The sequence below is a fragment of the Methylobacterium isbiliense genome (assembly GCF_022179325.1).
Lineage (GTDB): Bacteria > Pseudomonadota > Alphaproteobacteria > Rhizobiales > Beijerinckiaceae > Methylobacterium > Methylobacterium isbiliense.
In genome coordinates this window covers 45,890-70,261 of record NZ_BPQQ01000003.1, presented here as the reverse complement: position 1 = coordinate 70,261, position 24,372 = coordinate 45,890, and the positions used below count along the sequence as shown (strand labels likewise).

The window sequence follows — 24,372 nt, the reverse complement described above, 5'->3', positions numbered from 1 at the left end:
ACTCCTAACACGCGGCCGCCGTCCTGCCCGCCCCGGGCCGGGCACGGTCCGCATGCCCCAGGGTCAGGGGAGTCGCTTCGTCCGACCATTGGGGATCGTTAACCACGCGCCGCTTTCCCTCGTGCCGCCGGACATTCGAGCGTCGCTTTAACCCAACCTCAATTCGCCCGGCCTAGTCTGACGACAGTTCCGGACGACGGTATTCGAATGTCGACGGAATTGTATGCGGCCAATCAGTCGAGGATGGGGATCGATGACGACACTGATGAAGCGCTTTGTCTCGGACGAGAGCGGCGCCACTGCGATCGAGTACGGGCTGCTCGCGACCCTGATCGCGGTCGCTCTGATCACGGCGGCCACGAGCGTCGGCACCAACATCAGCGCGATGTTCACCGCTGTGGCCGAGAAGATCGGGGCGGGGACGCCGGCGGCGGGCGGCTGATCTCGTCGACCAAGGTGTCGGACCGGTCCGGGTCGCCCCGGACCGGTCCGACCCTGTGCGCGCTCGGCCGCCCCGCCGCCGCGCTCCTTCGCACCCTCGGCGGTGGCGGCGCGTGCCGTGCCTGCCCCGGAGGCCCCCATGGCCAGCATCGCGCTCCTCGTCGTCTTCCCGTTCCTCATGGCCTACGCGGCCGCGAGCGACCTCCTGACGATGACGATCCCCAACCGCCTGTCGCTCGCGCTCGTCGCCGCCTTCCCGGTCGCCGCGCTCGCGCTCGGCCTGGGCTGGGCCGAGGCGGGCAGCCATGTCGCGGCCGGCGCCCTGACGCTGCTGATCACCTTCGCGATGTTCTCCTTCGGCTGGATCGGCGGAGGCGACGCCAAACTCGCGGCGGCGACCGCCCTGTGGCTCGGCTTCGAGGTCCTGGCCGATTACGTGCTGCTCGCCTCGCTGGCGGGCGGGCTGCTCACCCTGCTGATCGTCTACGCCCGGACCTATCCGCTGCCGGGCTTCGCCCTCGGCTGGCCCTTCGCGCAGCGCCTCCTCGACCGGCGGACCGGAATCCCCTACGGCATCGCGCTCGCCGCGGCCGCGCTCGTCGTCTGCCCGATGGCGCCCCTCTGGCGCGCCGCCCTTCCGGCCTGACCCAGGCGGAGCCGGGGTCGATCCGCCCGGGCGGCCGGGCCGGGAACGACGAGCCCAAAGTCACGCCCCCAGAACGCCCCCCAAGTCGCGCGCCCGGATCGCGTCTTCAAGTCGCGATCAGGAAACGGTTAACCTTAATTTGAGGAATGGATGGTGATCTCGGCGGGTCGGCGGCGCGATGCCGTCATGCCCGGACCGGTCCGTCCATGAAGTCCTCCCGCGCCCTCCTGTTCGGCGTCGCCGGCGTCACCGGCCTGCTGGCCTTCTACATGATGAGCGGCTCGCCTCCCCCCCCGCCGCCGGCCCCCGTCGCGGCGGCCCCGGTCGCGGCCGACACGGTGGACGTCCTCGTCGCCGCCGCCGACCTGCCGATGGGCCAGACGCTCCGGGCCGCGGACATGCGCTGGCTCGCGTGGCCCAAGGGGGCGGTGAACGAGGGCTTCCTGCAGCGGTCCCAGGCGCCGAACGCCCTGGAGGACACGGTCGGCTCCTTCGTGCGCTCCCCCTTCCTCGGCGGCGAGCCGATGCGGCGCGAGAAGCTGATCCGTGCCAACGGATCGGGCTTCCTGTCGGCGATCCTGCCCACCGGCATGCGCGCCGTGGCGATCTCGATCGATGCCCGCGGCAGCAACACCGCCGGCGGCTTCATCCTGCCCAACGACCGCGTGGATGTGCTGCGCACCTACCGCGACGAGGAGGCGTCCCGCGCCACCAGCACGGACGTGCAGGTCTCCGAGACCATCCTGACGAACGTGCGGGTGCTGGCGGTGGGCCAGACGGTGCAGGAGCGCAACGGCGAGCGCGTCGTCACGGGCGACACCGCGACGCTCGAACTCAGCCCCGCCCAGACCGAGCAGATCACCCTGGCCCAGAAGGTCGGGCAGCTCTCGCTGGCCCTGCGCAGCCTCGCGGATGCCGGGCGCGCCCAGCCCGAGGCGCCCGAGCCGCAGGCCGAATCCGCGGTCACGGTCGTGCGCTACGGCGTCGCCCGTCAGGCCCCCCGCCGCTGATGCCGTCCGCCCTCGCGACGACCGCGCCCAGGACACCCGCGTTCATGACCCTCGCTCCCGCCTCCCGGCCGCTCCTCTCCGGCCTCGCCGCCGGCCTCTTCCTGGCCGGCGGCCTCCTCGGTCCCGCTCCGGTCCGCGCGGGGCCGGGCGCCGCGGTGACGCCGGCCCCGATCCTCGCCGTCGGTCCCAACGAGGCCGAGGTCTCGCGCCGCGTCGACCTGACGCAGGGCCGCTCGCTGGTCATCGACCTGCCGCGGGACGCCAAGGAGGTGTTCGTCGCCAATCCCAAGGTGGCCAACGCGGTGGTGCGCTCCACCCGCAAGGTGTTCGTCATCGGGGTGGAGAACGGCGCCACCTCCATCTTCGTGATGGATGCCGAGGGCCGGCAGATCGCCGCCCTGGACGTGACGGTCGGGCGCGACCTCAACGTCCTGCGCCAGACGCTCGCCACCAGCCTGCCCGGCGGGCGCTTCGACGTGCGCCCGGCGGGCGAATCCGTGCTCCTCACCGGCACGGTGAACGCCGCCGCGGAGGCGCAGCAGGCCATCGACATCGCCAACGCCTTCGTGGGCCTCGGCGGCGCCGGCGGGGCCGTCCGCGGCACGGTGATCAACAACATCTCGATCCGCGGCAAGGACCAGGTGATGCTGCGCGTCACCGTGGTCGAGGTGTCGCGCACCGTCCTCAAGCAGTTCGGCATCAACGTCAGCGGCACGTGGTCGGGGCTGGCTTTCGACAACACGGCGCCGCTGGCGCTCAACGCCGGGCGGTTCCCCCTCGGCAACGGGATCACCGGCGTGATCGGGTCGGTGGACGCCAACGGCAACTTCACCGGCGGCGGCCTCAAGGCGACCCTGAAGGCGTTCGAGCAGGCCGGCGTCTCGCGCGTCCTGGCCGAACCGACCCTGACGGCGATCTCCGGCGAGGCGGCGAAGTTCACGGCGGGTGGCGAGATCGCGGTCCCGGGCGGCCTGAGCTGCACGGCCTCCGGCGCGGGCGCGACGCCCAGCTGTTTGCCCGGCATCACCTTCAAGCCCTACGGCGTCAGCCTGAGCTTCACGCCGGTGGTGCTGAGCGAGAACCGCATCTCGATCCGGGTCGGCACCGACGTCACCGAGATCGACCAGCAGAACGCGTTCACCTACGTGGTCGGTCGCGAGGCGACGGCGGTCCCGGGCTTCACCGTCCGCAAGTCGGAGACGACGGTGGAACTCGCCTCCGGCGCCACGATCATGACCGCCGGCCTGATCCAGCAGAAGAACCGTCAGGCGATCACCGGCCTGCCCGGCCTGATCAACCTGCCGGTGCTGGGCGCCCTGTTCCGCTCCCGCGACTACCAGCGCGACGAGACCGAGCTGATGATCATGGTGACGCCCTACATCGCCAAGGCGATGGAGGCCGGGCAGGCCAAGCGGCCGGACGACGGCTTCGTCGAGGCGACCGACGGGCAGGCGGTGCTGCTCGGCCGCTTCAACCGCCTCTACGGCGTGGTCGGCGCCGCCCCGCTCGCCGCCAAGACCTATCGCGGCCGCTTCGGCTTCATCACCGACTGACCCGGCTTCCGCTCTCCATGCCCCCGCGCCCACGGATTCCCGCGATGCCCGCCCGCTCCTCGCTGCCCGCCCGCCGGCCCGGCCTGCATGCCGCCGCCCTGGCGCTGCTGTCCCTCTCGCTCGGCGCCTGCGTCTCGAACCGGGTCTCGACCACCGGCTCGACCCTGCCCGCCACCGTGGAGGGGCGCCACCCGATCGTCCTGTCCGACACGCCGCGCAACCTCGACGTCTTCGTCACCGGGCTCGGCCACGTCGATCCCCGCCAGGCGGACGACGTGGACGCCTTCCTGCTGGAATACCGCCGCTACGGCCGCGGCGTGCTGGTGCTGGAGGTGCCGCGCGGCTCGCAGGTGCCCGGTCCCGCGGTCGCCCGCACGGCCTCGCTCCTGCGCGAGCGGGCCGTCTCGCGCGGCATCGCGGCGCGCGAGATCGTGGTCGCCCCCTACCCGGTCGCCAACCCGTCCGTGGCGGCGCCCGTGCGCCTGAGCTTCCGGCGCATGCAGGCCAAGGTCGCGGGCGCCTGCGGGCTGTGGCCGCACGATCTCGGCGTCAGCGACCCGGCGGCGAGCTTCGGCAACGCGCCGCACTGGAACCTCGGCTGCGCCATGCAGTCGAACGTTGCCAGCCAGGTCGCCGACCCGGTCGACCTCGTGCGCGGCCGCCAGGAGGGCCGGGTCGACACCGTCTCGCGCACCCGCGACCTGCAGGAGCTGCGCAAAGGCAAGGATCCGTCAACCACTTGGAAGCAGGATGGCTCGGCCAGCGTGAAGGATGAGGTCGGCCAGTGATCCGCGCCGCGTTCGCCGCGCGTCGTCGCCACCCCCTCGTGTCCCCTCCCCCGAGCCGGATCGCCCGAGCCAGCCATGCCTGACAGGACCGACACGACCGAGCGGGTGATCGCCCCGGTTCCGCGCATTACCATCCAGGCCTTCTGCGAGACCCCGGACGTGGCGGCGGTGATCGAGGCCGCGGCGGAGGACCGCCGCATGCAGAAGGCGCACCTCAAGGTGCAGATGGGGGGCGCCCCCGCCGCCGCGGAGGCCTTCCGCACCGCGCCGACCCCGAACGTCTTGGTGCTCGAACTGCACGGCGGGCGGGGCAACCCCCTCTCTCAGCTCGACGCCCTCGCGGAGGTCTGCGACCCGGGCACCAAGGTCGTGGTCATCGGCCACGTCAACGACGTGCTGCTCTACCGCGACTTCATCCGGCGCGGCGTCAGCGAGTACCTGATCGCCCCGATCGATCCCGTGGCGATGATCGCGGCGGTCTCGGACCTCTTCGCCGAGCCGGGGGCCGAGCCGCTCGGGCGGACCGTCGCGGTGGTGGGGGCCAAGGGCGGCGTGGGCGCCTCGACCCTCGCCCACAACCTCGCCTGGTCGGTGGCCCGCGACCACGCGACCTCCACGGTGATCGCCGACCTCGACATCGCCTTCGGCACGGCGGGACTGAACTTCAACCAGGACCCGCCGCAGGGCGTGGCCGAGGCGGTGTTCGCGCCCGAGCGCATCGACACCAACTTCGTCGACCGCCTGCTCTCGAAGTGCACCGACAACCTCAGCCTGCTCGCCGCCCCCGCCACCCTCGACCGCACCGCCGATTTCGGCGACAGCGCCTTCGACGGGGTGATCGACATCCTGCGCGCGATGGTGCCGTGCATCGTCCTCGACGTGCCCCACGTCTGGACGGCCTGGAACCGGCGGCTCCTGATCGGCGCCGACGAGATCGTGGTGGTGGCGATCCCCGAGCTCGCCTCGCTGCGCAACGCCCGCAACCTGTTCGACCTGCTGCGGCAATCCCGCCCGAACGACCGCGCCCCGCGCCTCGTCCTCAATCAGGTCGGGATGCCCAAGCGGCCCGAGATCGCGGTCGCCGAGTTCTGCAAGGCGCTCGACGTCACGGCGGCCGCCGCCGTGCCGTTCGAGCCCCAGCTCTTCGGCGCCGCCGCCAACAACGGCCAGATGCTCTCGGAGGTGCAGGCCGGCAACAAGACCAACGAGATCCTCTCGGGCCTCGCCGCCACCGTCCTGGGGCGCACGGAGGTGAAGCGGTCGCGGGGCAGCATGCTGGATCCGCTCCTCGCCAAGCTCATCCGCCGCAAGGCGTCCTGAGCGCAACGCCCTCAGCGCATCGGTCCGGCGGCGGACGGGATGCGCAGACAAGCGCCGCAGCGGAACCGGCCCAGGCCCGTCCGCTGACGGCCCTCCCCCGGCCGCCGGAGACGGCCGGGGCCGCGAACCCGCACCGGTCGTGGCGGGCCGCGGTCCGCCGCCACCGGCGGTCCATCGCCACGACCGCGGAAGGCCCGGCAGCACCCATGTTCGGCAGGAGACCCGGAGCGAGCGTCCAGACCGTCGCGGCAGCGCGTCCGGCGCCCCCGCCGCAGGCGGAATCCACCGCGCCGGTGTTCCAGGACACGGCCCCCGGCCAGGAGACGGCCCGCGCGCGCGAGGTGCCGGTGGCCGTGGAGAGCGGGCGCTCGGAGGAGTATTACCGCACCAAGAGCATGATCTTCGGCGCCCTGATCGAGGCGATCGACCTCGCCCAGCTCGCGCGCCTGGAGGCGGATGCCGCGCGCGAGGAGATCCGCGACATCGTCACGGAGATCATCGGCCTCAAGAGCGTGGTGATGTCGATCGCCGAGCAGGAGGACCTGCTCGACGACATCTGCAACGACGTGCTCGGCTACGGTCCCCTGGAGCCGCTGCTCGCCCGCGACGACATCGCGGACGTGATGGTGAACGGGGCCAACCGCACCTACATCGAGGTCTCGGGCAAGATCCAGCTGACCAGCGTCCGCTTCCGCGACAACCAGCAGCTGATGAACATCTGCCAGCGCATCGTCAGCCAGGTCGGGCGGCGGGTCGACGAATCCTCGCCGATCTGCGACGCGCGCCTGCCGGACGGCTCGCGCGTCAACGTCATCGCGCCCCCGCTCGCCATCGACGGGCCCGCCCTCACCATCCGCAAGTTCCGCAAGGACAAGCTCACCCTCGACCAGCTGGTGCGTTTCGGATCGATCTCGCCCGAGGGCGCCAAGATCCTGCAGATCATCGGGCGGGTGCGCTGCAACGTGGTGGTGTCGGGCGGCACAGGCTCGGGCAAGACCACGCTGCTGAACTGCCTCACCCGCTACATCGAGGATGACGAGCGCATCATCACCTGCGAGGACGCGGCCGAGCTGCAGCTGCAGCAGCCCCACGTGGTGCGCCTGGAGACCCGCCCGCCCAACCTCGAGGGCCAGGGCCAGATCACCATGCGCGACCTGATCAAGAACTGCCTGCGCATGCGGCCGGAGCGGATCATCGTCGGCGAGGTGCGCGGCCCGGAGGCGTTCGACCTCCTCCAGGCCATGAACACCGGCCACGACGGCTCCATGGGTACGCTCCACGCGAATTCCCCCCGCGAGTGCCTGTCGCGCATCGAGTCGATGATCTCGATGGGCGGCTACACCCTGCCCTCCAAGACCATCCGCGAGATGATCGCCGGCTCGATCGACGTGATCGTCCAGGCCGCGCGCCTGCGCGACGGCTCGCGCCGCATCACCCACGTCACCGAGGTGATGGGGATGGAGGGCGACGTCATCATCACCCAGGACCTGTTCGTCTACGACATCCAGGGCGAGGACCAGAACGGCCGACTGATCGGCCGCCACCGCTCGACCGGCATCGGGCGCCCGCGCTTCTGGGATCGCGCCCGCTACTACGGCGAGGAGCGGGCGCTCGCCGCCGCCCTCGACGCGGCCGAGGTCGCCGAACCGGCGGAGGCGACGTGATGGCGCGGCCCTGCAGCGGGAGGCGGACGTGACCGATCCCAAGACCCTGATGGTCGCCGGGCTGTGCGCGGTGACGGCGGTGTGCGCGGCCTACGCGGTGATCGTGCCCCTGCTGCCGAGCGAGGCGCGGGTGGCCAAGCGCCAGCAGGCCGTGGCCGGCCGCCGGCAGGCGAGCGAGCGAATCCAGGCGGTGAACCGCCGCGAGCAGGTCGCCAGGAGCCTCAAGGAGATCGACGACAAGGAAAAGAAGAAGAGCCGCCTCAGCCTCGAACTGCGCCTCGTGCAGGCCGGCCTCTCGCTCTCCAAGAAGGCGTTCGTCATCTACAGTGCGGTCGGCGCGGCGGTCTGCGCGTTCGCCGCGCTGGTCCTGTCCGGCAACCTGTTCCTCACCCTGGCGGTGGCGTTCGCCACCGGCCTCGGCGTGCCGCGGTGGCTGCTCGGCTACCTGCGCAAGCGCCGGGTGGCGCGGTTCATCCGCGAACTGCCCAACGCCATGGACGTGATCGTGCGCGGCATCCGCTCCGGCCTGCCGATCGGCGACTGCCTGCGCATCATCGGCCGGGAGTCGCCCGAGCCGCTCAAGAGCGAGTTCCGGCAGATCGTGGAGGCCCAGGCGCTCGGCCTGTCCCTGCCCGAGGCCTGCGCCAAGCTCCACGAGCGGATGCCGGTGCCGGAGGTGAACTTCTTCGCCATCGTCATCGGCATCCAGTCGAAGGCGGGCGGCAACCTCTCGGAGGCGCTCGGCAACCTGTCCCGCGTGCTTCGCGAGCGCCACAAGATGGCCGAGAAGGTCTCGGCGATGAGCATGGAGGCGCGCGCCTCGGCGGCGATCATCGCCTCGCTGCCCTTCGTGGTGGCGATCCTGTGCTGGCTGTCGAGCCCGGCCTACATCTCGCTGCTCTGGACCACGAAGACGGGCCAGATCGCCCTGGTCCTGTCCGGCCTGTGGATGCTCGTCGGCGTCGTCGTCATGCGCCGGATGATCACCTTCGACATCTGAGCGGAACGGCCCGGGGCCGTTCCGCTCAGGCTCTTGGTTCCGCATCCCGTTCGCCGCCGAACCGGTGAAACCCGCGGCGAACGGGATGCTCTTGGCGGGCGCCCCCTCGGGCCGCCCCGGAGACGGCCGATGCTGGCGCTTCTGACCCATCTCACCGACCCGCGCTTCATCGCCTCGATCCTGGCCGGGGTCGCCGCGGCGGCGACCGCCTACACGCTGATCCAGCCCTTCCTAGAGCCCGACCAGCTCGCCAAGCGCATGAAGAGCGTCGGCGAGGAGCGCGACCGCATCCGGCTGCGCGAGCGCGAGCGGCTGAACCAGCGCGGCAACCTGCGCCACCAGCCCAAGGCCTACATGAAGCGCGTGGTCGAGCGCTTCAGGCTCGACAACTGGCTGGCCACCGAGGATGCCAAGAAGCGCCTGATGACGGCGGGCTACCGCGGCCCGCAGGCCGAGACGGCGTTCCTGTTCTTCCGGCTGGTGATGCCGGTCGGCTTCTTCCTGGTCGCCGTCTTCTACATGTTCGTGCTCAAGGTGCTCAATCAGCCGCTGAGCATCCGCTGCCTGATCGTGGTGGCGGCGGTCTATGCCGGCATCAAGGCGCCGGAGATCTTCCTCAGGAACCAGACCAGCAAGCGCCAGGCCGTGATCAAGCGCAACTGGCCGGACGCGCTCGACCTGCTGCTGATCTGCGTCGAATCCGGCATGTCCATCGAGCAGTCGTTCAAGCGGGTCAGCGTCGAGGTGGCCAACCAGTGCATCGTGCTGGCCGAGGAGCTGGCGCTGACGACGGCGGAGCTCTCCTACCTGACCGAGCGGCGCCTCGCCTACGAGAATCTCGCCCTGCGCACCGGCCTGGAGTCGGTCAAGGCGGTGAGCACCGCCCTGATCCAGGCCGAGCGCTACGGCACCCCGATCGGCCAGGCGCTGCGGGTGCTGGCGCAGGAGAGCCGCGACCAGCGCATGACCGAGGCGGAGAAGAAGGCCGCGGCCCTGCCGCCCAAGCTCACCGTGCCGATGATCCTGTTCTTCCTGCCGGTGCTGTTCGTGGTGATCCTCACCCCGGCGCTGGTGCAGATCTTCCACTCGAAGTGAGGCACCGTCATACCGACGGCCCAGGACGCCCGACGGCCCAGGACGCCCAACGGCCCAGGATGCTGACGCATCGGGCCGTTCAGGCATCCCGCTGTGTCGATGCCACATCAAAGATCCGACGGAGAAATCGAGAACCGGCGGTCATCGTCGATGACCGCCGGCCTCACTTGATCGCCGCGCAGGCGATGCGCGCGCCCGCATTGCCGATCGGCTGGGTCGCGTGGTCGTCCTCGCCGGCATGGATCACCAGGGCCGAGCCGTCCGCGTCCTTCAGGCCGCCCTCCCCCGTGAGCGGGGTCTCGCTCGACACCTCGGCATTCACCGAGCCGTCCGGATTGGCGTAGACGTTGGGCAGGTCGCCCTCGTCCGGCCCGTCCGGGTTGAGCAGGCCGTGCTTGCTGCCGTCGTGGTTCACGTGCGCCTTGGACTGCTCGAAGCTCGCGGTGTCGGAGCAGGTCCCGACCGCGTGGAAATGGATCCCGTGCCAGCCCGGCGGCAGGCCGCCCGGCCCGATCAGCACCCGCATCACCAGGGTGTTGGCCCCGTCGCGGATCTGGATCCGGCCGATCGGCTCGCCCTTGGTGTTGACGACCGGGGCGTCGTAGGTCTGGAGGGCCGCCTGCGGCTGGGCGGCGGCCGGGAGCGCGGCACCAAGGGCGGCCCCAAGGGCGGTCCAGAGCGCGGCGCCCGCGGACAGGTGGAACCTCATTCTGTCGCCTCTCCTCTCCTGGCCTGCATCAGGTAAGGGAGTGCGCCGGCCGCGACAGGGGATGGTGTCGGCCGGCCGAGAGCGGGGGCGAGAGAGCGACGGGCATGACGGACGGGGAGCGGCTGCGGGCCGACCGCCTGCTGGTGGAGGCGGGCCATTTCGAGAGCCGCGCGCGGGCGCAGGCGGCGATCGCGGCCGGGCTGGTGCGGGCGGACGGCGCACCGGTGCGCCGCCCCTCCGACCTCCTCGCGCGGTCGGCCCGGATCGAGGCCGCCCCGCCCCACCCCTACGTCTCGCGCGGCGGGCTGAAGCTCGCGGCGGCCCTCGACGCCTTCGGCATCGATCCCGCGGGGCTCACCTGCCTCGATATCGGCGCCTCGACCGGCGGCTTCACCGACGTGCTGCTGCGCCGGGGCGCGGCGCGGGTCCATGCGGTCGATGTGGGGCGCGGGCAGTTCCACCCCGGCCTCGCGGCGGATCCCCGGGTCGCCCTGCACGAGGCCACCGACGTGCGCGCCCTCGACCCCGGCCTCCTCGACGGCCCGCCCGCCCTCGCGGTGGTCGACGTGAGCTTCATCTCGCTCGCCCACGTCCTGCCGGTGCTGCCCGCCCTCACGGCGCCCGACGCCCGCCTCGTGGCGCTGATCAAGCCGCAATTCGAGGCCGGGCGGGCGCGGGTCGGCCGCGGCGGCATCGTGCGCGACGAGGCGGTCCGGGCCGAGGTGTGCGAGGAGGTGCGCGCGCTCGCCCGGAGCCTCGGCTTTCGGCCCGTGGGGCTGATCCCCTCGCCCGTGGAGGGCGGGGACGGCAACCGCGAGTTCCTGCTCGGCGCCGTGCGGGAGGCGGCGCGATGAGCGGCGACGGGATCGAGATCCTGCGCCTGGGCGCCCGCGGCGACGGGGTCGCGGCGGACGGGCTGCACGTGCCCGGGGCGCTGCCGGGGGAGCGGGTGCGGGTAGGGCCGGCGGAGGAGCGCCGCGGCGTGCGGCGGGCCGCGCTCGACGCGGTTCTGGCGCCCTCGCCCGACCGGGTCGCGCCCTTCTGCCCCTATTTCGGCACCTGCGGCGGCTGCGCCATCCAGCACCTCGCGCCGGAGCCCTACGCGGCCTGGAAGCGCGGGCTCGTCGTCACCGCGCTGTCGCGTGCCGGCATCGACGCCCCGGTGGCGCCGTTGCGCGATGCGCACGGGGCCGGCCGGCGGCGGGCGACGTTCCACGTGCGGCGCATCGACGGGCGCGCCGAGGCCGGTTTCATGGCGGCGCGCAGCCACGCGCTCGTCGCCATCGACCATTGCCCGATCACGGAGCCCCCCCTGCACCGCGCTCCGGAGGTCGCCCGGGCGCTCGCCCGGCCGCTGGGCGGCGGGGGCAAGCCCCTCGACGTGCAGGCGACCGCGACCGCGGGCGGCCTCGACGTGGACGTGCGCGGCCACGGCCCGGCCGATGCGCGCGCCCGGCAGGCGCTGGTGGCGCTCGCGGGCGACCTCGACCTCGCGCGCCTGTCCCTTCACGGCGAGGTGCTGGTGCAGCGCCGCCCGCCGGTCGTTCCGGCCGGCCGGGCGCCCCTGGTGCCGCCGCCGGGCGGCTTCCTGCAGGCGACGCGGCTCGGCGAGGCGATGCTCGCCGACCTCGTCGTGGCGGGCGTCGGGGAGGCCAAGCGCGTCGCCGACCTCTTCTCGGGCGCGGGCGCCTTCAGCCTGCGGCTCGCCGAGACCCGGGCGGTGCACGCGGTCGAGGGCGATGCCGGGGCGCTCGCCGCCCTCGACCGGGCGGCGCGGGCGACGCCGGGCCTGCGGGCGGTCACGCACGAGCGCCGCGACCTCTTCCGCCGCCCGCTGCTCGCGCCCGAACTCGACCGCTTCGACGCCGTGGTGTTCGACCCGCCCCGGGCCGGGGCTGAGGCGCAGGCGGCGCGGCTCGCCGAGGCGACGGTGCCGGTGGTGGTCGGCGTCTCCTGCGACGCGGGCACCTTCGCGCGCGACGCGGGCCTCCTCCTCGCCGGGGGGTACCGGCTCGCCGAGGTGGTGCCCCTCGACCAGTTCCGGCACTCGCCGCACGTCGAACTCGTCGGCGTCTTCCGGCGCGAGGGGCGCCGCCGGCGCTGAGCCGGCCCGCCTCAGCGCCCGGTCGGCGCCAGATCGAGCCGCACGGCGTCGAGGCCGGCCACCCCGGCGCGCGGATAGCGCTGCATCACCAGGGGATCGTGGCCCGGGACCACGTGGTCGGGGCCGTCGGCCAGGGCCGCGAGGCGGTCCCAGCTCTCCATCGTCGCCGCCACGTCGACCGTGATGGAATAGGGGTTCCGGGTCTCGAGGTTGGCGTAGTAGTGCGCGGCGTCGGAGGCGAGCACCACGGCGCCCCGCTCGGTGGCCACCCGCACGCATTGCAGGCCCTGCGTGTGGCCGGGCACGCGGTGCACCGAGAGGCCGGGACACAGCACGGCATCCCCATCCGTGAAGCGCACGCGGCCGGCATAGACGTGGCGCACCATCGCCACCACGTCCTCCACCGCGAAGGCGCCGCGCAGCCGGGCATGGCACATGCAGCGCCCGGTCGCGAAGGCCATCTCCGCATCCTGCAGGTGGAAGGTGGCGTTCGGAAAGGCCGCGAGGTTGCCCGCGTGGTCGTAGTGCAGGTGCGTGATGATCACGTCCCGCACCGCCTCCGGGTCGACGCCGAGCGCCCGCAGGCCCTCGGCCGGGTGGACCAGCAGGGTGCGGCCGTGCGCGGCCGCCGCCTCGGGGCCGAAGCCGGTATCGACCAAGACCGTGCGGGCGGCGTTGCGCACCACCCAGACGAAGTAGTCGAGCGGCATCGCGGCGTGCGGGTCGCCCTCGGGCCAGAACAGGAAGTTCTCCCGCGCCGGGCGGTCGTGCACCGCGTAGCGCAGGGCCAGGATCTCGTAGGTCTCCACGCGGGCCTCGCGGGGTCTAAGCAGACTTGCGTTGGCAAGCCAACGCTTCGTCCGCTTAGGTTCTTGTTTCTTCGCAGATTTTTATCGCAAAACCGGCGACCACTTTTGCGAAATCTGCTTAGCGCGGGGCGGCCGGCTCGCCCGTCACGGCGCCCTCGGCCTTCAGCACCTCGTGGGCGGCCTTGAAGGCGTCGAGCCCCGCGGGAATGCCGCAATAGACCGTCGCGTGCAGCAGGATCTCCCGGATCTCGTCGACGGTGACGCCGTTGGTGAGCGCGCCCTTCACGTGCAGCTTGAGTTCGGCCGGCCGGCCCAGCGCCGTCAGCATCGCGAGGTTCAGCATGCTGCGGGTGCGCCGGTCGAGGCCCTCCCGGGTCCAGGCATAGCCCCAGCACCACTCGGTGGTGATGCGCTGGAACGCCATCATGAACTCGTCGGCCCGGGCGAGGCTGCCGTCGACGTAGTCCGGGCCGAGCACGGCGCGCCGCACCTCCAGACCCTTCTCGAATTGCTCGCTCTCGGCCATGCCGCGTCCTCCCTCGGGGTCATGCCCCGTTGCCCACCAGCCTCGGCCGTCCCTCACTTGTCTGTCAATCGCGCGCGGCGTTTGATGGGGGGAGAACGATCCATCCGGGAGGACGCCCGTGGCTGAAGCCGACACCGCCCCGATCGCGCCGCCGGCCCGCATCGGCCTGATCGGCCTCGGCCGGATGGGCCTGCCGATGGGCCGGCGCCTGCTCGCCGCGGGCTTCGCGGTCCGCGGCTACGACGCGGCCGAGCGGGCGCTCGCAGCCTTCGCGGAGGCCGGCGGCATCCCCTGCGTCTCGGCGGCCGAGGCCGCCGCCGAGGCGCAGGCCGTCATCACCATGCTGCCGGACGGTGCCGCCGTCGCGCGCGTCGCCCTGGACGGGGAGGCGCCGCTGATCCGCGCGATGCGGCCGGGCGCGATCCTGATCGACATGAGTTCCTCCGCCCCGCTCTCCACCCGCCGGCTCGGGGAGCGGTTCGCCGAGGCCGGCCTCGCGCTTGCCGACGCGCCGGTCTCCGGCGGGGTGAAGAAGGCGGAGGCCGGCACGCTCTCGATCATGGTGGGCGGTTCCCTGCTGGCGCGGATCCGGCCGGTGCTGGACGCGATGGGGAGCGCGATCTTCGAGACCGGCCCCCTCGGCTCGGCCCACGCCATGAAGGCGCTCAACAACTACGTCTCCGCCGCCGGGCTGATCGCCACCTGCGAGGCGCTGCAGGTCGGGGCCGCTTTCGGCCTCGATCCGGCGGTGATGACCGACATCCTCAACGTCTCGACCGGTCGCAACAACACCACCGAGAACAAGCTCAAGTCCTTCATCCTGCCGGAGACCTACGATTCCGGCTTCGGCCTCGCCCTGATGACGAAGGACATCGGCATCGCGGTGGACCTCGCCGACGCCCTGGAGCGCCCGGCCCCGTTCTCGCACGCGGTGGTGGGCTTCGCCCGCGAGGCCCTGGCGCGGCTCGGCCAGGAGGCCGACCACACCGAGGTCGACCGCTACCTCAAGCTGCTGGCGGCGGAGGATCGCTGACGGCGCGCGGTCCCGCCCGCCGCTCCTCGCGCCGTTCCTGGGCGGAGCGCCGCCACGCCGGCGTTCCCTGCGAGAACGACCGGTCCAGGAAGTCGAGGAAGACCCGGATGCGCTGGCTCAGGTGCCGGCGGCGGCCGTAGAGGGCGTAGATCGGGTCCTCGGCCTCGCTCTGCTGATCCGGAAACAGGTCGACCAGCCGGCCCGCCCGCAGATCCTCGACGATGTGGAACTCGGCGAGCCGCACGATGCCGGCGCCCGCCCGGGCCATCGCCAGCAGCATCTGCCCGGTATTGGCCGCGACGCTGCCGGCGGGCTTGAGCCGGGCGGGCGCGCCCGCGGGCCCGCGCACGCCCCAGGTGCTCCACGGCACGGTGGTGGGAAAGTTCAGGCATTCGTGGCCGGCGAGGTCCGCCGGGCTCTGCGGCGTGCCGCGCTCGGCGAGGTAGGCGGGCGCCGCGCAGATGATCCAGCGGGTCGAGGTGAAGCGGTGGGCGACGAGCGAGGAATCGGCGAGGTCGCCGACATGGATCGCCACGTCGACGCCCCCGTCGAGCAGGTTCCCCGGCTCCATGCTGAGCACGAAGTCGAGCCGCAGCGCCGGGTGCAGGCGCCGGAAGGCGGGCACCAGCGGCGCGAGCTGGTGCGTGGCGAAGGTCGGCATCGAGCGGATGCGCAGCGTGCCCTTCGCGGCGCTGCCGCCGAACACCGAGGCCTCCGCCTCCTCCACCGCCTCGATCGCCCGCAGCGCCGAGGCGTAGAAGGCCTCGCCCTCCGCGGTGAGCGCCGGGATGCGCGGCCCGCGGTGGAAGAGCGCGACGCCGAGGCGGTTCTCCAGGCGCCCGATCAGCTTGCTCACCGCCGAGGGCGTCAGGGTCAGGCTGCGCCCGGCCGCCGAGAAGCCGCCATCCTCCACCGCCCGCACGAAGACGAGCATCTCCCCGAAGCGATCCACGGCTCAGACCTGTGAATTCCGTTCACATGTTGTGCGCAGTGTCGGATATGGAAGCGGCCCGAGCAACGGGTTAGCGTCGGGGCGTCGCGGCGCGCACCGGATTCCCGGCGCGAGGCGGCCAGAGAAGAACGCCGACAGAGCGATGCGGCATCCCGGGCCGACCCCCGGGCCCATGCTGCGCAGGGAGACGAGACGCCATGGCGCAGACGCGCGCGCAGCAGCCGACCTCCGAGTCCCGTCCCGCCCGGACCTACGACGCGATCATCGTCGGGGCCGGCTTCTCGGGCCTCTACCAGCTCCACTGCCTGCGCGACCGGCTCGGGCTCTCGGTGCGGGTGCTGGAGGCCGCCGACGGGGTCGGGGGCACGTGGTACTGGAACCGCTACCCGGGGGCGCGCTGCGATTCCGAGAGCTACTACTACTCCTACTCGTTCTCGCCCGAGCTGGAGCAGGACTGGGAGTGGACCGAGCGCTACCCCGAGCATTCGGAGATCCTGCGCTACCTCAACCACGTGGCCGAGCGCTTCGACCTCCTGCGCGACATCCAGTTCGAGACCCGGGTGACCGGGGCCGCGTTCGACGAGGCGCGCGACCGCTGGAGCGTGACCACGGCGTCGGGCGAGCGGTTCGAGGCTCCGTTCCTCATCACCGCCGTGGGCTGCCTCTCGGCCGCGAACGTGCCGGCGATCGAGGGCCTCGAGCGCTTCGCGGGCGAGTGGTACCACACCGGCCGCTGGCCCCACGAGGGCGTGGACTTCGCGGGCAAGCGCGTCGGCCTGATCGGCACCGGCTCCACCGGCATCCAGGCGACCCCGGTGATCGCCGCCCAGGCGGCGCACCTCACGGTCTTCCAGCGCACGGCCAATTACAGCGTGCCGGCCCGCAACGGCCCGATGAGCCCGGAGGTCCAGCGCGAGATCAAGGCGAACTACGCGGCCATCCGCGAGAAGGCCCGCGCCTCCACCAACGGCCACCCGTTCGACGTCTCGGAGCAATCGGCCCTCGACGTCACGGAGGAGGAGCGCCGCGCCCGCTACGAGGCCGCCTGGGAGCGGGGCGGCCTGCGCTTCCGCGCGGTCTTCCGCGACCTCCTCCTCGACAAGGCCGCCAACGACACCGCCTCGGAGTTCATCCGCGCCAAGATCCGCAGCATCGTGAAGGACCCGGAGGTCGCCGCCAAGCTGACCCCCACCGACCATCCCTTCGCCTCCAAGCGCCCGCCGATCGACACGGACTACTTCGAGACCTTCAACCGCGACAACGTCCTGCTGGTCGACCTGAAGGCGACGCCGATCGAGGAGATCGTGCCCGAGGGCGTGCGCACCCGCGACGCCACCTACCCGCTCGACGTCATCGTCTTCGCCACCGGCTTCGACGCCCTCACCGGGCCGCTGCTCGCCCTCGACATCCGCGGCAGCGGCGGCCGGCCGCTGAAGGAGGCCTGGGCCGCGGGACCGCGCACCTATCTCGGCCTCCAGACCCCGGGCTTCCCGAACCTGTTCACCATCACCGGCCCCGGCAGCCCCTCGGTCCTCACCAACATGCCGATCGCCATCGAGCAGCACGTCGAGTGGATCACGCGCTGCATCGCGCATCTGCGCGAGCGGGGGCTGGCCCGCATCGAGGCGACGCCCGAGGCGACGGAGGCCTGGGTCGCCCACGTCAACGAGGCGGCGCACGCCACCCTGCTGCCGATGGCCAACTCGTCCTGGTATCTCGGCGCCAACGTGCCGGGCAAGCCGCGGGTGTTCATGCCCTACGCGGGCGGCATGGCGCGCTACCGCAGCCATTGCGAGGCGGTGGCGGCGAAGGGCTACGAGGGGTTCGCGCTGCGCTAGGGGCAGGCGACGGATCGGGGAGGACGGCGATGCCGGCGCTGCATCCGGATGCTCAGGCCCTGCTGCGCGCGATGCGGGAGGCCGGCCGGCCGCCCTTCGAGGCGCTGTTGCCCGCGGAAGCGCGGGAGGCCTACGGCGCGAGCCGCGCCGCGCTCCAGCCGCCCCTCGACGCGGTGGCGCTCGCGCGCGACCTCGCGGCGCCGGGGCCGGGCGGTCCGGTGCGCCTGCGCCTCTACCGCGGCCTCGGCACCGGGCCGGAGCCCCTGCCCGGCCTCCTCTACCTGCATGGCGGCGGCTGGATGCTCGGCGACCTCGCCTCGCACGACTGGGTCTGCCGGCGCCTCGCCACCGTCGCGCGGGCCTGCGTGGTCGCGGTCGATTACCGGCTCGCGCCCGAACATCCCTTTCCGGCCGCGCTCGAGGATGCGGCGGCGGCGCTCGCCTTCGTGGCCGCCGAGGCCGGCGCGCTCGGGATCGATCCGTCCCGTCTCGCGGTCGGAGGCGACAGCGCGGGCGGCAACCTCGCGGCGGTGCTCGCCCTGATGGGGCGCGACGGGCACCTGCCCGCCACGGCGTTCCAGGCCCTGCTCTACCCGGCGGTCGATCTCGGCATGACGGGCGAGAGCTACGCGCGTGTCACCCGCGACGTGCCGATCACCGCCGCCACCATGCGCTACTTCATCGACCATTACGCTCCCGACCCGGGCATGCGGAGCGACTGGCGCGCCTCGCCGGCGCGGGCGCCGAGCCTCGCGGGCCTGCCGCCCGCCCTGGTGCTGACCTGCGGCCACGATCCGCTCTGCGACGAGGGCCGGGCCTATGCGGCGCGGCTGGAGCGCGAGGGCGTGCCGGTCACGGCCCTCCACCTCGGCGACCAGATCCACGGCATGCTGACCATGGGCCGGGCGATCGGGGCCGCCGCCCCCACCCTCGCCTTCGTCGGGCAGGCCCTGCGCGAGGCGTGGCGGACTGCCTCCGGCGCGCCCGTCTCCGTTGACTCGCCCACGCCCTTGCCGGAGGATCAGGGTCAAACGACCAATTCACGCCAGTAGAACCACCCCAAAACCCCAGGTGGCAAGAATTGGGGTTCATAAAACGAGGGACGGAAACCAGATGGGTACGAAGAGGACGGGCGCGCGCGCCGTGTCGCGCCGGCAGGTGCTGGGCGGGCTAGCGGCGGGGGCCGCGATCACCGGGTTCCCGCACATCGCGGGGGCGCAGGCCAAGGCGATCCGGGTCGGCATGCCGACCATCCTGTCGGGCCGCGTCGCGATCCTGGGCACCTCGGGCCGGGCGGCGGTGCAACTCGCCTTCCGGCAGATCAACGAGGCCGGCGGCATCGGCGGGCGCACCCTCGAACTCGTCGACCGCGATTCCAAGGGCCGGCCGGACGAGGCCGCCAAGGTCACGCGCGACCTCATCAACAACGACGGCTGCGAGATCATCATCGACGGCGAGGCCTCCTCGGGCGCCTTCGCGGTGCACGAGGTGATCCGCGACCTGCCGGTCCTGTGCCTGCACACCTGCTCGGAGACCTCCTCCCTCTCGGCCGACCCGAAGCTGCACGTCAAGACCGCGTTCCGCTGCGCCCGCCAGGGCATCCACGACGCGGTGGCGGGAGGCACCTACGCGGCCAGGATCGCCAAGGAAAAGGGCCTCAAGCGCTGGATGACCTGCTCGCCCGACTACGCCTACGGCCGCGACAACACCGCCGAGTTCCTCGAATTCGCAAAGATCTTCGAGCCCTCGGTCGAGGTCGTGGATCAGGTCTGGCCGAAGCTCTTCGCGCCGGACTACACCGAGAGCATCACCAAGATCCTGCAGGTGAAGCCGCAGGCGATCTACTCGGCGCTGTGGGGCGGCGATCTCGTGGCGTTCATCGAGCAGAGCAACCTCTACCGGCTGTTCGCCAATATCGGCTTCTTCTCGGGCGGCCTCGGCGACCCGCCGGTGCTCACCGCGATCAAGCAGCTGCCGCCGGGCCTCAACACCGCCTACCGCTACAACCGCAACTATCCGGCCAAGCCCGCCAATGCCGCCTTCGCGGACGGCTTCGCCGGCATCGCCAAGCACGAGCCGACCAACTGGGCGTGGCAGTGCTACACCGCCTGCCTGTTCATCGCCGAGGCGCTCAAGCGCACGAACGGCAGCACCGAGGGGGCCCGGCTCGCGGCGGAGCTGAAGGGCATGAAGCTCGCCGCCCCCTTCGCGGTGGACGACGCCATCACCATGCGGGACACCGACCACACCATCATCGGCTATCCGGTCGCCTGGGGCCGCACGGTGCCGAAAGCCCCCTACGTCGAGGATTTCTCCGGCGTCGACTGGGCCAAGATCGTCGAACTCGAGACGCAGTGGAAGAAGGGCAAGGGCTACGCGTGAGGCGGCGCGCGCCCTCTCCCGCGCGGGAGAGGGCGCGCGCGATCCTGAAACCTTGCGTCAGCTCACCAGGAGTTCCGCCTTGAACCTCGAGGCCCTCGCCGCCTGCCTGTCGTCCGCATCCTGTGCCGTCACGCAGGTCTCGACCGCGCTGATCGTCGGGATGCTGCTGTTCCTCGTCACCTCCGGCCTGTCGCTGATCTTCGGGGTGCTGGGCATCGTCAACTTCGCCCACGGCGCCTTCTACATGCTGGGCGCCTATCTGGCCTTCACGGCCTACGCGCTCTCGGGCAGCTTTCTGCTCGCGATGGCGGCGGGCGCGCTCGGCGTCGCCGTGTTCGGGGTGCTGTTCGAGCGCCTGATCATGAGCCGCGTCTACGGGCGGGACATCCTGATGCAGCTCCTCGTCTGCTACGCGATGATCCTGATCCTCGACGACGGGGTGAAGCTCCTCTACGGCGGCGAGTACCGGATGATGGGCATGCCGGACGCCTTCGCGCTGCCGCCCGTCGAGATCGCCGGCGGCTTCGTGCCGGGCTACTACCTGTTCATGGTGGGGGTGGCGCTGGCGGCGGGCCTCGCGCTCTGGCTCGGCATCAACCGCACCCGGCTCGGCAAGATCATCCGGGCGCTCGCCATCAACCCGCAGATGGTGGGCGCGCTCGGGATCAACACCACGCTCCTCTACGCGGGCGTGTTCGGCCTCGGCAGCCTGCTCGCCGGCATGGCCGGGGCGCTGGCGGCCCCGATCCGCACCCTCACCCCCGGCATGGGCGTGTCGATCCTGATCGAGAGCTTCATCGTCACGGTGATCGGCGGCATGGGCTCGATCGCCGGGGCCTTCATCGCGGCGCTGCTGATCGGCTTCACCCGGGCCTTCGGGGCGATCGGCTTCCCGCTCTTCGTGGACGGGATGATGTTCGCCATCATGGCCCTCGTCCTCATCGTCAAGCCGAGCGGCCTGCTCGGGCGGGAGGCGGCCTGAGATGCGCCCTGGTCCCTTGCGTTCCGGTCTCCTGCCCTCAGGTCTCCTGCGCGACCTCGCGCTCGCGCTTGCAGCCCTCGCGGTGTTCCTGGCGGTGCCGGTCGTGTTTCCGCAGCCGGCCCTGCGCGACTTCCTGATCTACTTCTTCGCCTACGGGCTCCTGGCGATGTCGCTCAACCTGCTGGTCGGGCTCACCGGGCTGGTATCCTTCGGGCACGCCGCCTACTTCGCCTCGGGCGCCTACGTGTTCGGGCTCCTGATGCAGTCCGGCCGGGTCTCGATCCCGGTCGCCACCCTGGCGGCGGTCGGCGGCACCGCGATCCTCGCCCTCGTCATCGGGGCGATCTGCGTGCGGCTGAAGGAGATCTACTTCTCCTTCATCACGCTGGCCTTCCAGATGTTCATCCACAGCATCATCGTGACCTGGGTGGGCCTGACCGGCGGCGACCAGGGCCTGCGCGGGGGCATCCCGCGCCCGCCCATCCTCGGCCTCGACCTCAACGACGCCCGCACGCTCTACGGCACCTGCGTGGTGGTGTTCGTCGTGTGCATCGTGGCCATGCGGCAGGTGTCGCAATCGCCCTTCGGCTACACGCTGCGGATGATCCGGGACAATCCGGCCCGGGCCAACTTCCTGGGCGTCAACGTCGTCCTGATGAAGCTCGGCATCTTCGTCTTCGCGGGGGCGATGGCGAGCATCGGCGGGGTGCTGCTGGCGCTGTTCGTCTCGGGCGCCTATCCGGAATTCGCCTTCTGGACCACCTCGGGCGAGGCGATCTTCATGATCATGCTCGGGGGCATGAAGCTGTTTCTCGGGCCGCTCGTCGGCACGCTGCTGCTCCAGACCCTCAACCACTTCGTGACGATCTACACCGAGTATCACGGCCTCGTGCTCGGCTCCGTGATCCTGCTGATCGTGCTGGGGCTGCGCCGCGGCCTCGCGGATTACCTGTACGACTGGCTGCAGGACCGCCGCGCCCGCCGGGCGCCCAGCGCCCCGGTGCCCGAGCCCGTGGTCAAGAGCAGGCCTGTGTGATGCTACGCGTCGAGCACCTCTCGAAATCCTTCGGCGGCGTGCGCGCCACCCGCGACGTCTCGATCGACTTTCCCGACGGCTCGCTCACCGCGATCATCGGGCCGAACGGGGCGGGCAAGACCACGTTCTTCAACCTGATCTCCGGCCATGTCCGGCCCGACGAGGGCCGGGTGCTGTTCGACGGCACCGACATCGTCGGCCTGTCGAGCCTGAAGGTGGTCCGCCGCGGCATGGCCCGGGCCTTCCAGGTCGCCTCGCTGTTTCCGAGCCTGACCGTGCGCGAGGCGCTCACCGCCGCGGTGATCTCCCACCAGCACCGCTCGTGGCGGGTGCTGGCGCGCTTTCCTTCACGCGACGCGCAGGCCAGGGCGGACGAGATCATGGACCTGCTCGGGCTCGGCCCGAAGGCGCAGGTGCTCTCGGCCAACCTCTCGCACGGCGACCAGAAGCTCCTCGACATCGGGCTCGCCCTGGCGATGGACCCGAAGGTGCTGCTCCTCGACGAGCCCACCGCCGGCATGGGGACCGAGGAGCGCTGGCGGATGATCGGCAAGGTGCAGGCGCTCTGGGAGGCCCGGAAGATGACGGTGGTGTTCATCGAGCACGACATGGACATCGTCTTCAGGATCGCCCAGACGATCCACGTCCTGAAGTACGGCGCCGTGCTGGCGCAGGGCACGCCCGACGAGATCCGGCGCAACCGGGACGTGATCGACGCCTATCTCGGCACTGATCACGGCCTCTCCGAGACGGTCGGGGAGGCGTGAGCATGGCGGCGATGCTCGAAGTGCGCGGCGCCGACGTCTATTACGGCGCGAGCCAGATCCTGTTCGGCCTCGACCTCAGCGTCGAGAAGGGCCAGACCATGGCGCTGCTCGGCCGCAACGGCGCGGGCAAGAGCACCACCTTCAAGGCCATCGCCGGGATCGCGCCGCCGAAGCGCGGCGAGGTCGTGCTCTCGGGCGAGACCGTCTCGGGGCGCGCGCCCTACCGCATCGCGCGCGCCGGCATCGGCTACGTGCCGGAGGACCGGCAGGTCTTTCCCGAGCACACGGTCGAGGACAACCTGATCGTCGGCGCCAAGCGCGGGCCGCGCGGCGAGGCGCACTGGACGCTGACGCGGATCTACGAGGTCTTTCCCCTCCTCGCCGGCATGCGCACCCGCATGGCCGGGCGCCTCTCGGGGGGCGAGCAGCAGATGCTCACCATCGCCCGCACCCTGATGGGCAACCCCGACATCCTGCTCCTCGACGAGCCCTCCGAGGGGCTGGCGCCGATCATCGTCCAGGCGATCGGCCGGCTCATCCGCTCGCTGCGCGACATGGGCGTCACCATCCTGCTCGCCGAGCAGAACATGCATTTCTGCCTCGACATCGCCACCCATGCCACCGTCGTGGACAAGGGGCAGGTGGTCTACCGCGCGCCGATCGCCGATCTGCGCGGCAACACCGCGATCACGCAGCGCTATCTCGCCGTCTGATCATTGGCCGAAGCGGTCGCCGGTCCGGCGGCGGGACCGACGCCGGAACATGGATCCGCGCAGCGCGCCGATACGGGAGACGAGCATGGAACGGGACGAGGGACGCGGCCGGGTCGCCCTGGTGACGGGCGGCGCGAGCGGGATCGGGCTCGCCACCGCGGGCGTGCTGGCCGGGCGCGGCTGGCGGGTGGTGATCTCGGACATCGACGCGGCGCGATGCCGTGAGGCGGCCGGCCCGATCGGCGCCGAGGCCGTGCCGTTCGACGTGGTGGACGAGGCGGCGACCGAGGCCGCCGTCGCGGCGATCGAGACGCGGCTCGGCCCTGTCGAGGCCCTCGTCGCCAATGCCGGGCTGATCCAGCCGGGCGGGCGGCCCGAGGATCTGCCGCTGGCCGAGTTCGACCGCATCATCGCGGTCAACCTGCGGGGCGTCTACGTCTCGTGCCTCGCGGCGGGCACCCGGATGGCGGGCCGCGGCCGGGGCGGCATCGTCATCACCGGGTCCGTCACCGCGTGGCGCACGGCGCCGCTGCACGCCTACGCGCCCGCGAAGGCGGCGGTGGTGCACATGGCGGCCTGCCTCGCGGCCGAATGGGGCCGCTCGGGCGTGCGGGTGAACGCGGTCTCGCCCGGCTACGTCGCCACCCCGCCCCTCCAGGCCGCCATCGACCGCGGCCAGCGCGACCCGCGCCTGCTGACCGAGGCGGCCGCGCTCGGGCGCCTCGTCGCGCCCGAGGAGGTCGGCCGCGGGGTCGCGTTCCTGCTCTCGGACGATGCGGCGGCGGTGACGGGGATCAACCTGCCGGTCGATGCCGGCTGGCTCGCGGGCGCGCATCTCTCGACCTATGGCGGGATGCGCCCGGCGCGCTGATACCCGCGGTCGTTGAAGACGACCGTTGGTTCCGTTCTCGACGTGTCGCCAAGCCTCCGGCTTGGCATCGACACGTCGAGAGGGGTCGTGGGCCGGATGCGTCAGCATCCTGGGGCGATGGCATGAGGCGTGC

General features: G+C 72.0%; 24 protein-coding genes. 20 read left to right on the top strand and 4 right to left on the bottom strand.

The genetic code is table 11. From position 1 onward, the window contains the following. Positions 1-253 precede the first annotated feature (253 nt). From MFF61_RS01535 to MFF61_RS01495, 9 genes are all read left to right on the top strand, one after another. Complete coding sequence (locus tag MFF61_RS01535; protein ID WP_238233346.1) at positions 254-442, top strand: Flp family type IVb pilin; 189 nt, start codon at positions 254-256, stop codon at positions 440-442. A gap of 138 nt (positions 443-580) precedes the next feature. Then, a complete protein-coding gene (locus MFF61_RS01530; protein ID WP_238233345.1) occupies positions 581-1,087 on the top strand; it encodes an A24 family peptidase in 507 nt (168 codons plus the stop codon). A 206-nt stretch (positions 1,088-1,293) separates the two neighbouring features. Continuing rightward, positions 1,294-2,097 (top strand): Flp pilus assembly protein CpaB, encoded by an 804-nt coding sequence (gene cpaB, locus MFF61_RS01525; RefSeq protein WP_238233344.1) that lies wholly within the window; start codon positions 1,294-1,296, stop codon positions 2,095-2,097. A gap of 44 nt (positions 2,098-2,141) precedes the next feature. Further along, entirely contained in the window at positions 2,142-3,650 is a 1,509-nt protein-coding gene (locus MFF61_RS01520; RefSeq protein WP_238233343.1) for a type II and III secretion system protein family protein, read from the top strand. 44 nt (positions 3,651-3,694) lie between these two features. After that, positions 3,695-4,438: a CpaD family pilus assembly protein gene (locus MFF61_RS01515; RefSeq protein ID WP_238233342.1), complete on the top strand. Its 744-nt coding sequence runs from the start codon at positions 3,695-3,697 to the stop codon at positions 4,436-4,438. A gap of 75 nt (positions 4,439-4,513) precedes the next feature. Continuing rightward, positions 4,514-5,758: a CpaE/TadZ family protein gene (locus MFF61_RS01510; RefSeq protein WP_238233341.1), complete on the top strand. Its 1,245-nt coding sequence runs from the start codon at positions 4,514-4,516 to the stop codon at positions 5,756-5,758. A gap of 206 nt (positions 5,759-5,964) precedes the next feature. Then, the gene (locus MFF61_RS01505; RefSeq protein WP_238233340.1) at positions 5,965-7,422 is read left to right on the top strand and encodes a TadA family conjugal transfer-associated ATPase; all 1,458 of its coding nucleotides are present in this window, start codon (positions 5,965-5,967) and stop codon (positions 7,420-7,422) included. 49 nt (positions 7,423-7,471) lie between these two features. Next, positions 7,472-8,422, top strand: a complete 951-nt coding sequence (locus MFF61_RS01500; protein WP_238233379.1) for a type II secretion system F family protein — start codon at positions 7,472-7,474, stop codon at positions 8,420-8,422. A gap of 129 nt (positions 8,423-8,551) precedes the next feature. Next, positions 8,552-9,517: a type II secretion system F family protein gene (locus MFF61_RS01495; protein WP_238233339.1), complete on the top strand. Its 966-nt coding sequence runs from the start codon at positions 8,552-8,554 to the stop codon at positions 9,515-9,517. Positions 9,518-9,680: 163 nt separating this feature from the next. Here the strand turns inward: MFF61_RS01495 and MFF61_RS01490 are convergent, their stop codons facing one another. Then, a complete protein-coding gene (locus MFF61_RS01490) occupies positions 9,681-10,226 on the bottom strand; it encodes a superoxide dismutase family protein (protein ID WP_238233338.1) in 546 nt (181 codons plus the stop codon). A 104-nt stretch (positions 10,227-10,330) separates the two neighbouring features. On the opposite strand from MFF61_RS01490, the gene MFF61_RS01485 reads away from it, so the two are divergent. Beyond that, the gene (locus MFF61_RS01485) at positions 10,331-11,080 is read left to right on the top strand and encodes a TlyA family RNA methyltransferase (protein ID WP_238233337.1); all 750 of its coding nucleotides are present in this window, start codon (positions 10,331-10,333) and stop codon (positions 11,078-11,080) included. Continuing rightward, entirely contained in the window at positions 11,077-12,330 is a 1,254-nt protein-coding gene (locus MFF61_RS01480) for a class I SAM-dependent RNA methyltransferase (protein ID WP_238233336.1), read from the top strand. Before MFF61_RS01485 ends, MFF61_RS01480 begins: the two co-directional genes overlap by 4 nt. An 11-nt stretch (positions 12,331-12,341) precedes the next feature. Here MFF61_RS01480 and MFF61_RS01475 read toward each other — a convergent pair whose 3' ends face one another. After that, complete coding sequence (locus tag MFF61_RS01475) at positions 12,342-13,139, bottom strand: N-acyl homoserine lactonase family protein (RefSeq protein ID WP_238233335.1); 798 nt, start codon at positions 13,137-13,139, stop codon at positions 12,342-12,344. 118 nt (positions 13,140-13,257) lie between these two features. Beyond that, complete coding sequence (locus tag MFF61_RS01470; protein WP_238233334.1) at positions 13,258-13,665, bottom strand: carboxymuconolactone decarboxylase family protein; 408 nt, start codon at positions 13,663-13,665, stop codon at positions 13,258-13,260. A 118-nt stretch (positions 13,666-13,783) separates the two neighbouring features. Here MFF61_RS01470 and MFF61_RS01465 point away from each other — a divergent pair, with 118 nt between their 5' ends. Further along, positions 13,784-14,698 carry an NAD(P)-dependent oxidoreductase gene (locus MFF61_RS01465; protein WP_238233333.1) on the top strand — a complete coding sequence of 305 codons (915 nt, stop codon included), beginning with the start codon at positions 13,784-13,786 and terminating at the stop codon, positions 14,696-14,698. On the opposite strand, the gene MFF61_RS01460 is transcribed toward MFF61_RS01465, so the two are convergent. Beyond that, positions 14,670-15,650, bottom strand: coding sequence for a LysR family transcriptional regulator (locus MFF61_RS01460; protein ID WP_238233332.1), 981 nt, complete (start codon positions 15,648-15,650; stop codon positions 14,670-14,672). The two genes, MFF61_RS01465 and MFF61_RS01460, sit on opposite strands and share 29 nt — an antisense overlap. Positions 15,651-15,847: 197 nt before the next feature. Here MFF61_RS01460 and MFF61_RS01455 point away from each other — a divergent pair, with 197 nt between their 5' ends. The 8 genes from MFF61_RS01455 (at position 15,848) to MFF61_RS01420 (ending at position 24,239) form a co-directional block, all read left to right on the top strand. After that, positions 15,848-17,488, top strand: coding sequence for a flavin-containing monooxygenase (locus MFF61_RS01455; RefSeq protein ID WP_238233331.1), 1,641 nt, complete (start codon positions 15,848-15,850; stop codon positions 17,486-17,488). Positions 17,489-17,517: 29 nt separating this feature from the next. After that, positions 17,518-18,540: an alpha/beta hydrolase gene (locus MFF61_RS01450; RefSeq protein WP_238233330.1), complete on the top strand. Its 1,023-nt coding sequence runs from the start codon at positions 17,518-17,520 to the stop codon at positions 18,538-18,540. Positions 18,541-18,601: 61 nt separating this feature from the next. Next, positions 18,602-19,870, top strand: a complete 1,269-nt coding sequence (locus MFF61_RS01445) for an ABC transporter substrate-binding protein (RefSeq protein ID WP_238233329.1) — start codon at positions 18,602-18,604, stop codon at positions 19,868-19,870. A 79-nt stretch (positions 19,871-19,949) separates the two neighbouring features. Further along, entirely contained in the window at positions 19,950-20,852 is a 903-nt protein-coding gene (locus MFF61_RS01440; protein WP_238233328.1) for a branched-chain amino acid ABC transporter permease, read from the top strand. Position 20,853: 1 nt separating this feature from the next. Next, the gene (locus tag MFF61_RS01435; protein WP_238233327.1) at positions 20,854-21,888 is read left to right on the top strand and encodes a branched-chain amino acid ABC transporter permease; all 1,035 of its coding nucleotides are present in this window, start codon (positions 20,854-20,856) and stop codon (positions 21,886-21,888) included. Further along, positions 21,888-22,655 carry an ABC transporter ATP-binding protein gene (locus tag MFF61_RS01430; RefSeq protein WP_238233326.1) on the top strand — a complete coding sequence of 256 codons (768 nt, stop codon included), beginning with the start codon at positions 21,888-21,890 and terminating at the stop codon, positions 22,653-22,655. The genes MFF61_RS01435 and MFF61_RS01430 overlap by 1 nt, the downstream gene beginning before the upstream one ends. Positions 22,656-22,657: 2 nt before the next feature. Beyond that, complete coding sequence (locus MFF61_RS01425; RefSeq protein ID WP_238233325.1) at positions 22,658-23,368, top strand: ABC transporter ATP-binding protein; 711 nt, start codon at positions 22,658-22,660, stop codon at positions 23,366-23,368. A gap of 85 nt (positions 23,369-23,453) precedes the next feature. Continuing rightward, a complete protein-coding gene (locus MFF61_RS01420) occupies positions 23,454-24,239 on the top strand; it encodes an SDR family NAD(P)-dependent oxidoreductase (RefSeq protein WP_238233324.1) in 786 nt (261 codons plus the stop codon). The last annotated feature ends 133 nt before the right edge of the window (positions 24,240-24,372 follow it).

What these genes read in the sequence shown, in the direction of transcription:
- cpaB (WP_238233344.1), top strand. Translation starts at nt 1,294, where the DNA reads ATGAAGTCCTCCCGCGCCCTCCTGTTCGGCGTCGCCGGCGTCACCGGC.
- MFF61_RS01435 (WP_238233327.1), top strand. Translation starts at nt 20,854, where the DNA reads ATGCGCCCTGGTCCCTTGCGTTCCGGTCTCCTGCCCTCAGGTCTCCTG.
- MFF61_RS01425 (WP_238233325.1), top strand. Translation starts at nt 22,658, where the DNA reads ATGGCGGCGATGCTCGAAGTGCGCGGCGCCGACGTCTATTACGGCGCG.
- MFF61_RS01430 (WP_238233326.1), top strand. Translation starts at nt 21,888, where the DNA reads ATGCTACGCGTCGAGCACCTCTCGAAATCCTTCGGCGGCGTGCGCGCC.
- MFF61_RS01445 (WP_238233329.1), top strand. Translation starts at nt 18,602, where the DNA reads ATGGGTACGAAGAGGACGGGCGCGCGCGCCGTGTCGCGCCGGCAGGTG.
- MFF61_RS01490 (WP_238233338.1), bottom strand. Translation starts at nt 10,226, where the DNA reads ATGAGGTTCCACCTGTCCGCGGGCGCCGCGCTCTGGACCGCCCTTGGG.
- MFF61_RS01515 (WP_238233342.1), top strand. Translation starts at nt 3,695, where the DNA reads ATGCCCGCCCGCTCCTCGCTGCCCGCCCGCCGGCCCGGCCTGCATGCC.
- MFF61_RS01530 (WP_238233345.1), top strand. Translation starts at nt 581, where the DNA reads ATGGCCAGCATCGCGCTCCTCGTCGTCTTCCCGTTCCTCATGGCCTAC.
- MFF61_RS01535 (WP_238233346.1), top strand. Translation starts at nt 254, where the DNA reads ATGACGACACTGATGAAGCGCTTTGTCTCGGACGAGAGCGGCGCCACT.
- MFF61_RS01450 (WP_238233330.1), top strand. Translation starts at nt 17,518, where the DNA reads ATGCCGGCGCTGCATCCGGATGCTCAGGCCCTGCTGCGCGCGATGCGG.
- MFF61_RS01505 (WP_238233340.1), top strand. Translation starts at nt 5,965, where the DNA reads ATGTTCGGCAGGAGACCCGGAGCGAGCGTCCAGACCGTCGCGGCAGCG.
- MFF61_RS01420 (WP_238233324.1), top strand. Translation starts at nt 23,454, where the DNA reads ATGGAACGGGACGAGGGACGCGGCCGGGTCGCCCTGGTGACGGGCGGC.
- MFF61_RS01500 (WP_238233379.1), top strand. Translation starts at nt 7,472, where the DNA reads ATGGTCGCCGGGCTGTGCGCGGTGACGGCGGTGTGCGCGGCCTACGCG.
- MFF61_RS01510 (WP_238233341.1), top strand. Translation starts at nt 4,514, where the DNA reads ATGCCTGACAGGACCGACACGACCGAGCGGGTGATCGCCCCGGTTCCG.
- MFF61_RS01495 (WP_238233339.1), top strand. Translation starts at nt 8,552, where the DNA reads ATGCTGGCGCTTCTGACCCATCTCACCGACCCGCGCTTCATCGCCTCG.
- MFF61_RS01470 (WP_238233334.1), bottom strand. Translation starts at nt 13,665, where the DNA reads ATGGCCGAGAGCGAGCAATTCGAGAAGGGTCTGGAGGTGCGGCGCGCC.
- MFF61_RS01455 (WP_238233331.1), top strand. Translation starts at nt 15,848, where the DNA reads ATGGCGCAGACGCGCGCGCAGCAGCCGACCTCCGAGTCCCGTCCCGCC.
- MFF61_RS01480 (WP_238233336.1), top strand. Translation starts at nt 11,077, where the DNA reads ATGAGCGGCGACGGGATCGAGATCCTGCGCCTGGGCGCCCGCGGCGAC.
- MFF61_RS01520 (WP_238233343.1), top strand. Translation starts at nt 2,142, where the DNA reads ATGACCCTCGCTCCCGCCTCCCGGCCGCTCCTCTCCGGCCTCGCCGCC.
- MFF61_RS01485 (WP_238233337.1), top strand. Translation starts at nt 10,331, where the DNA reads ATGACGGACGGGGAGCGGCTGCGGGCCGACCGCCTGCTGGTGGAGGCG.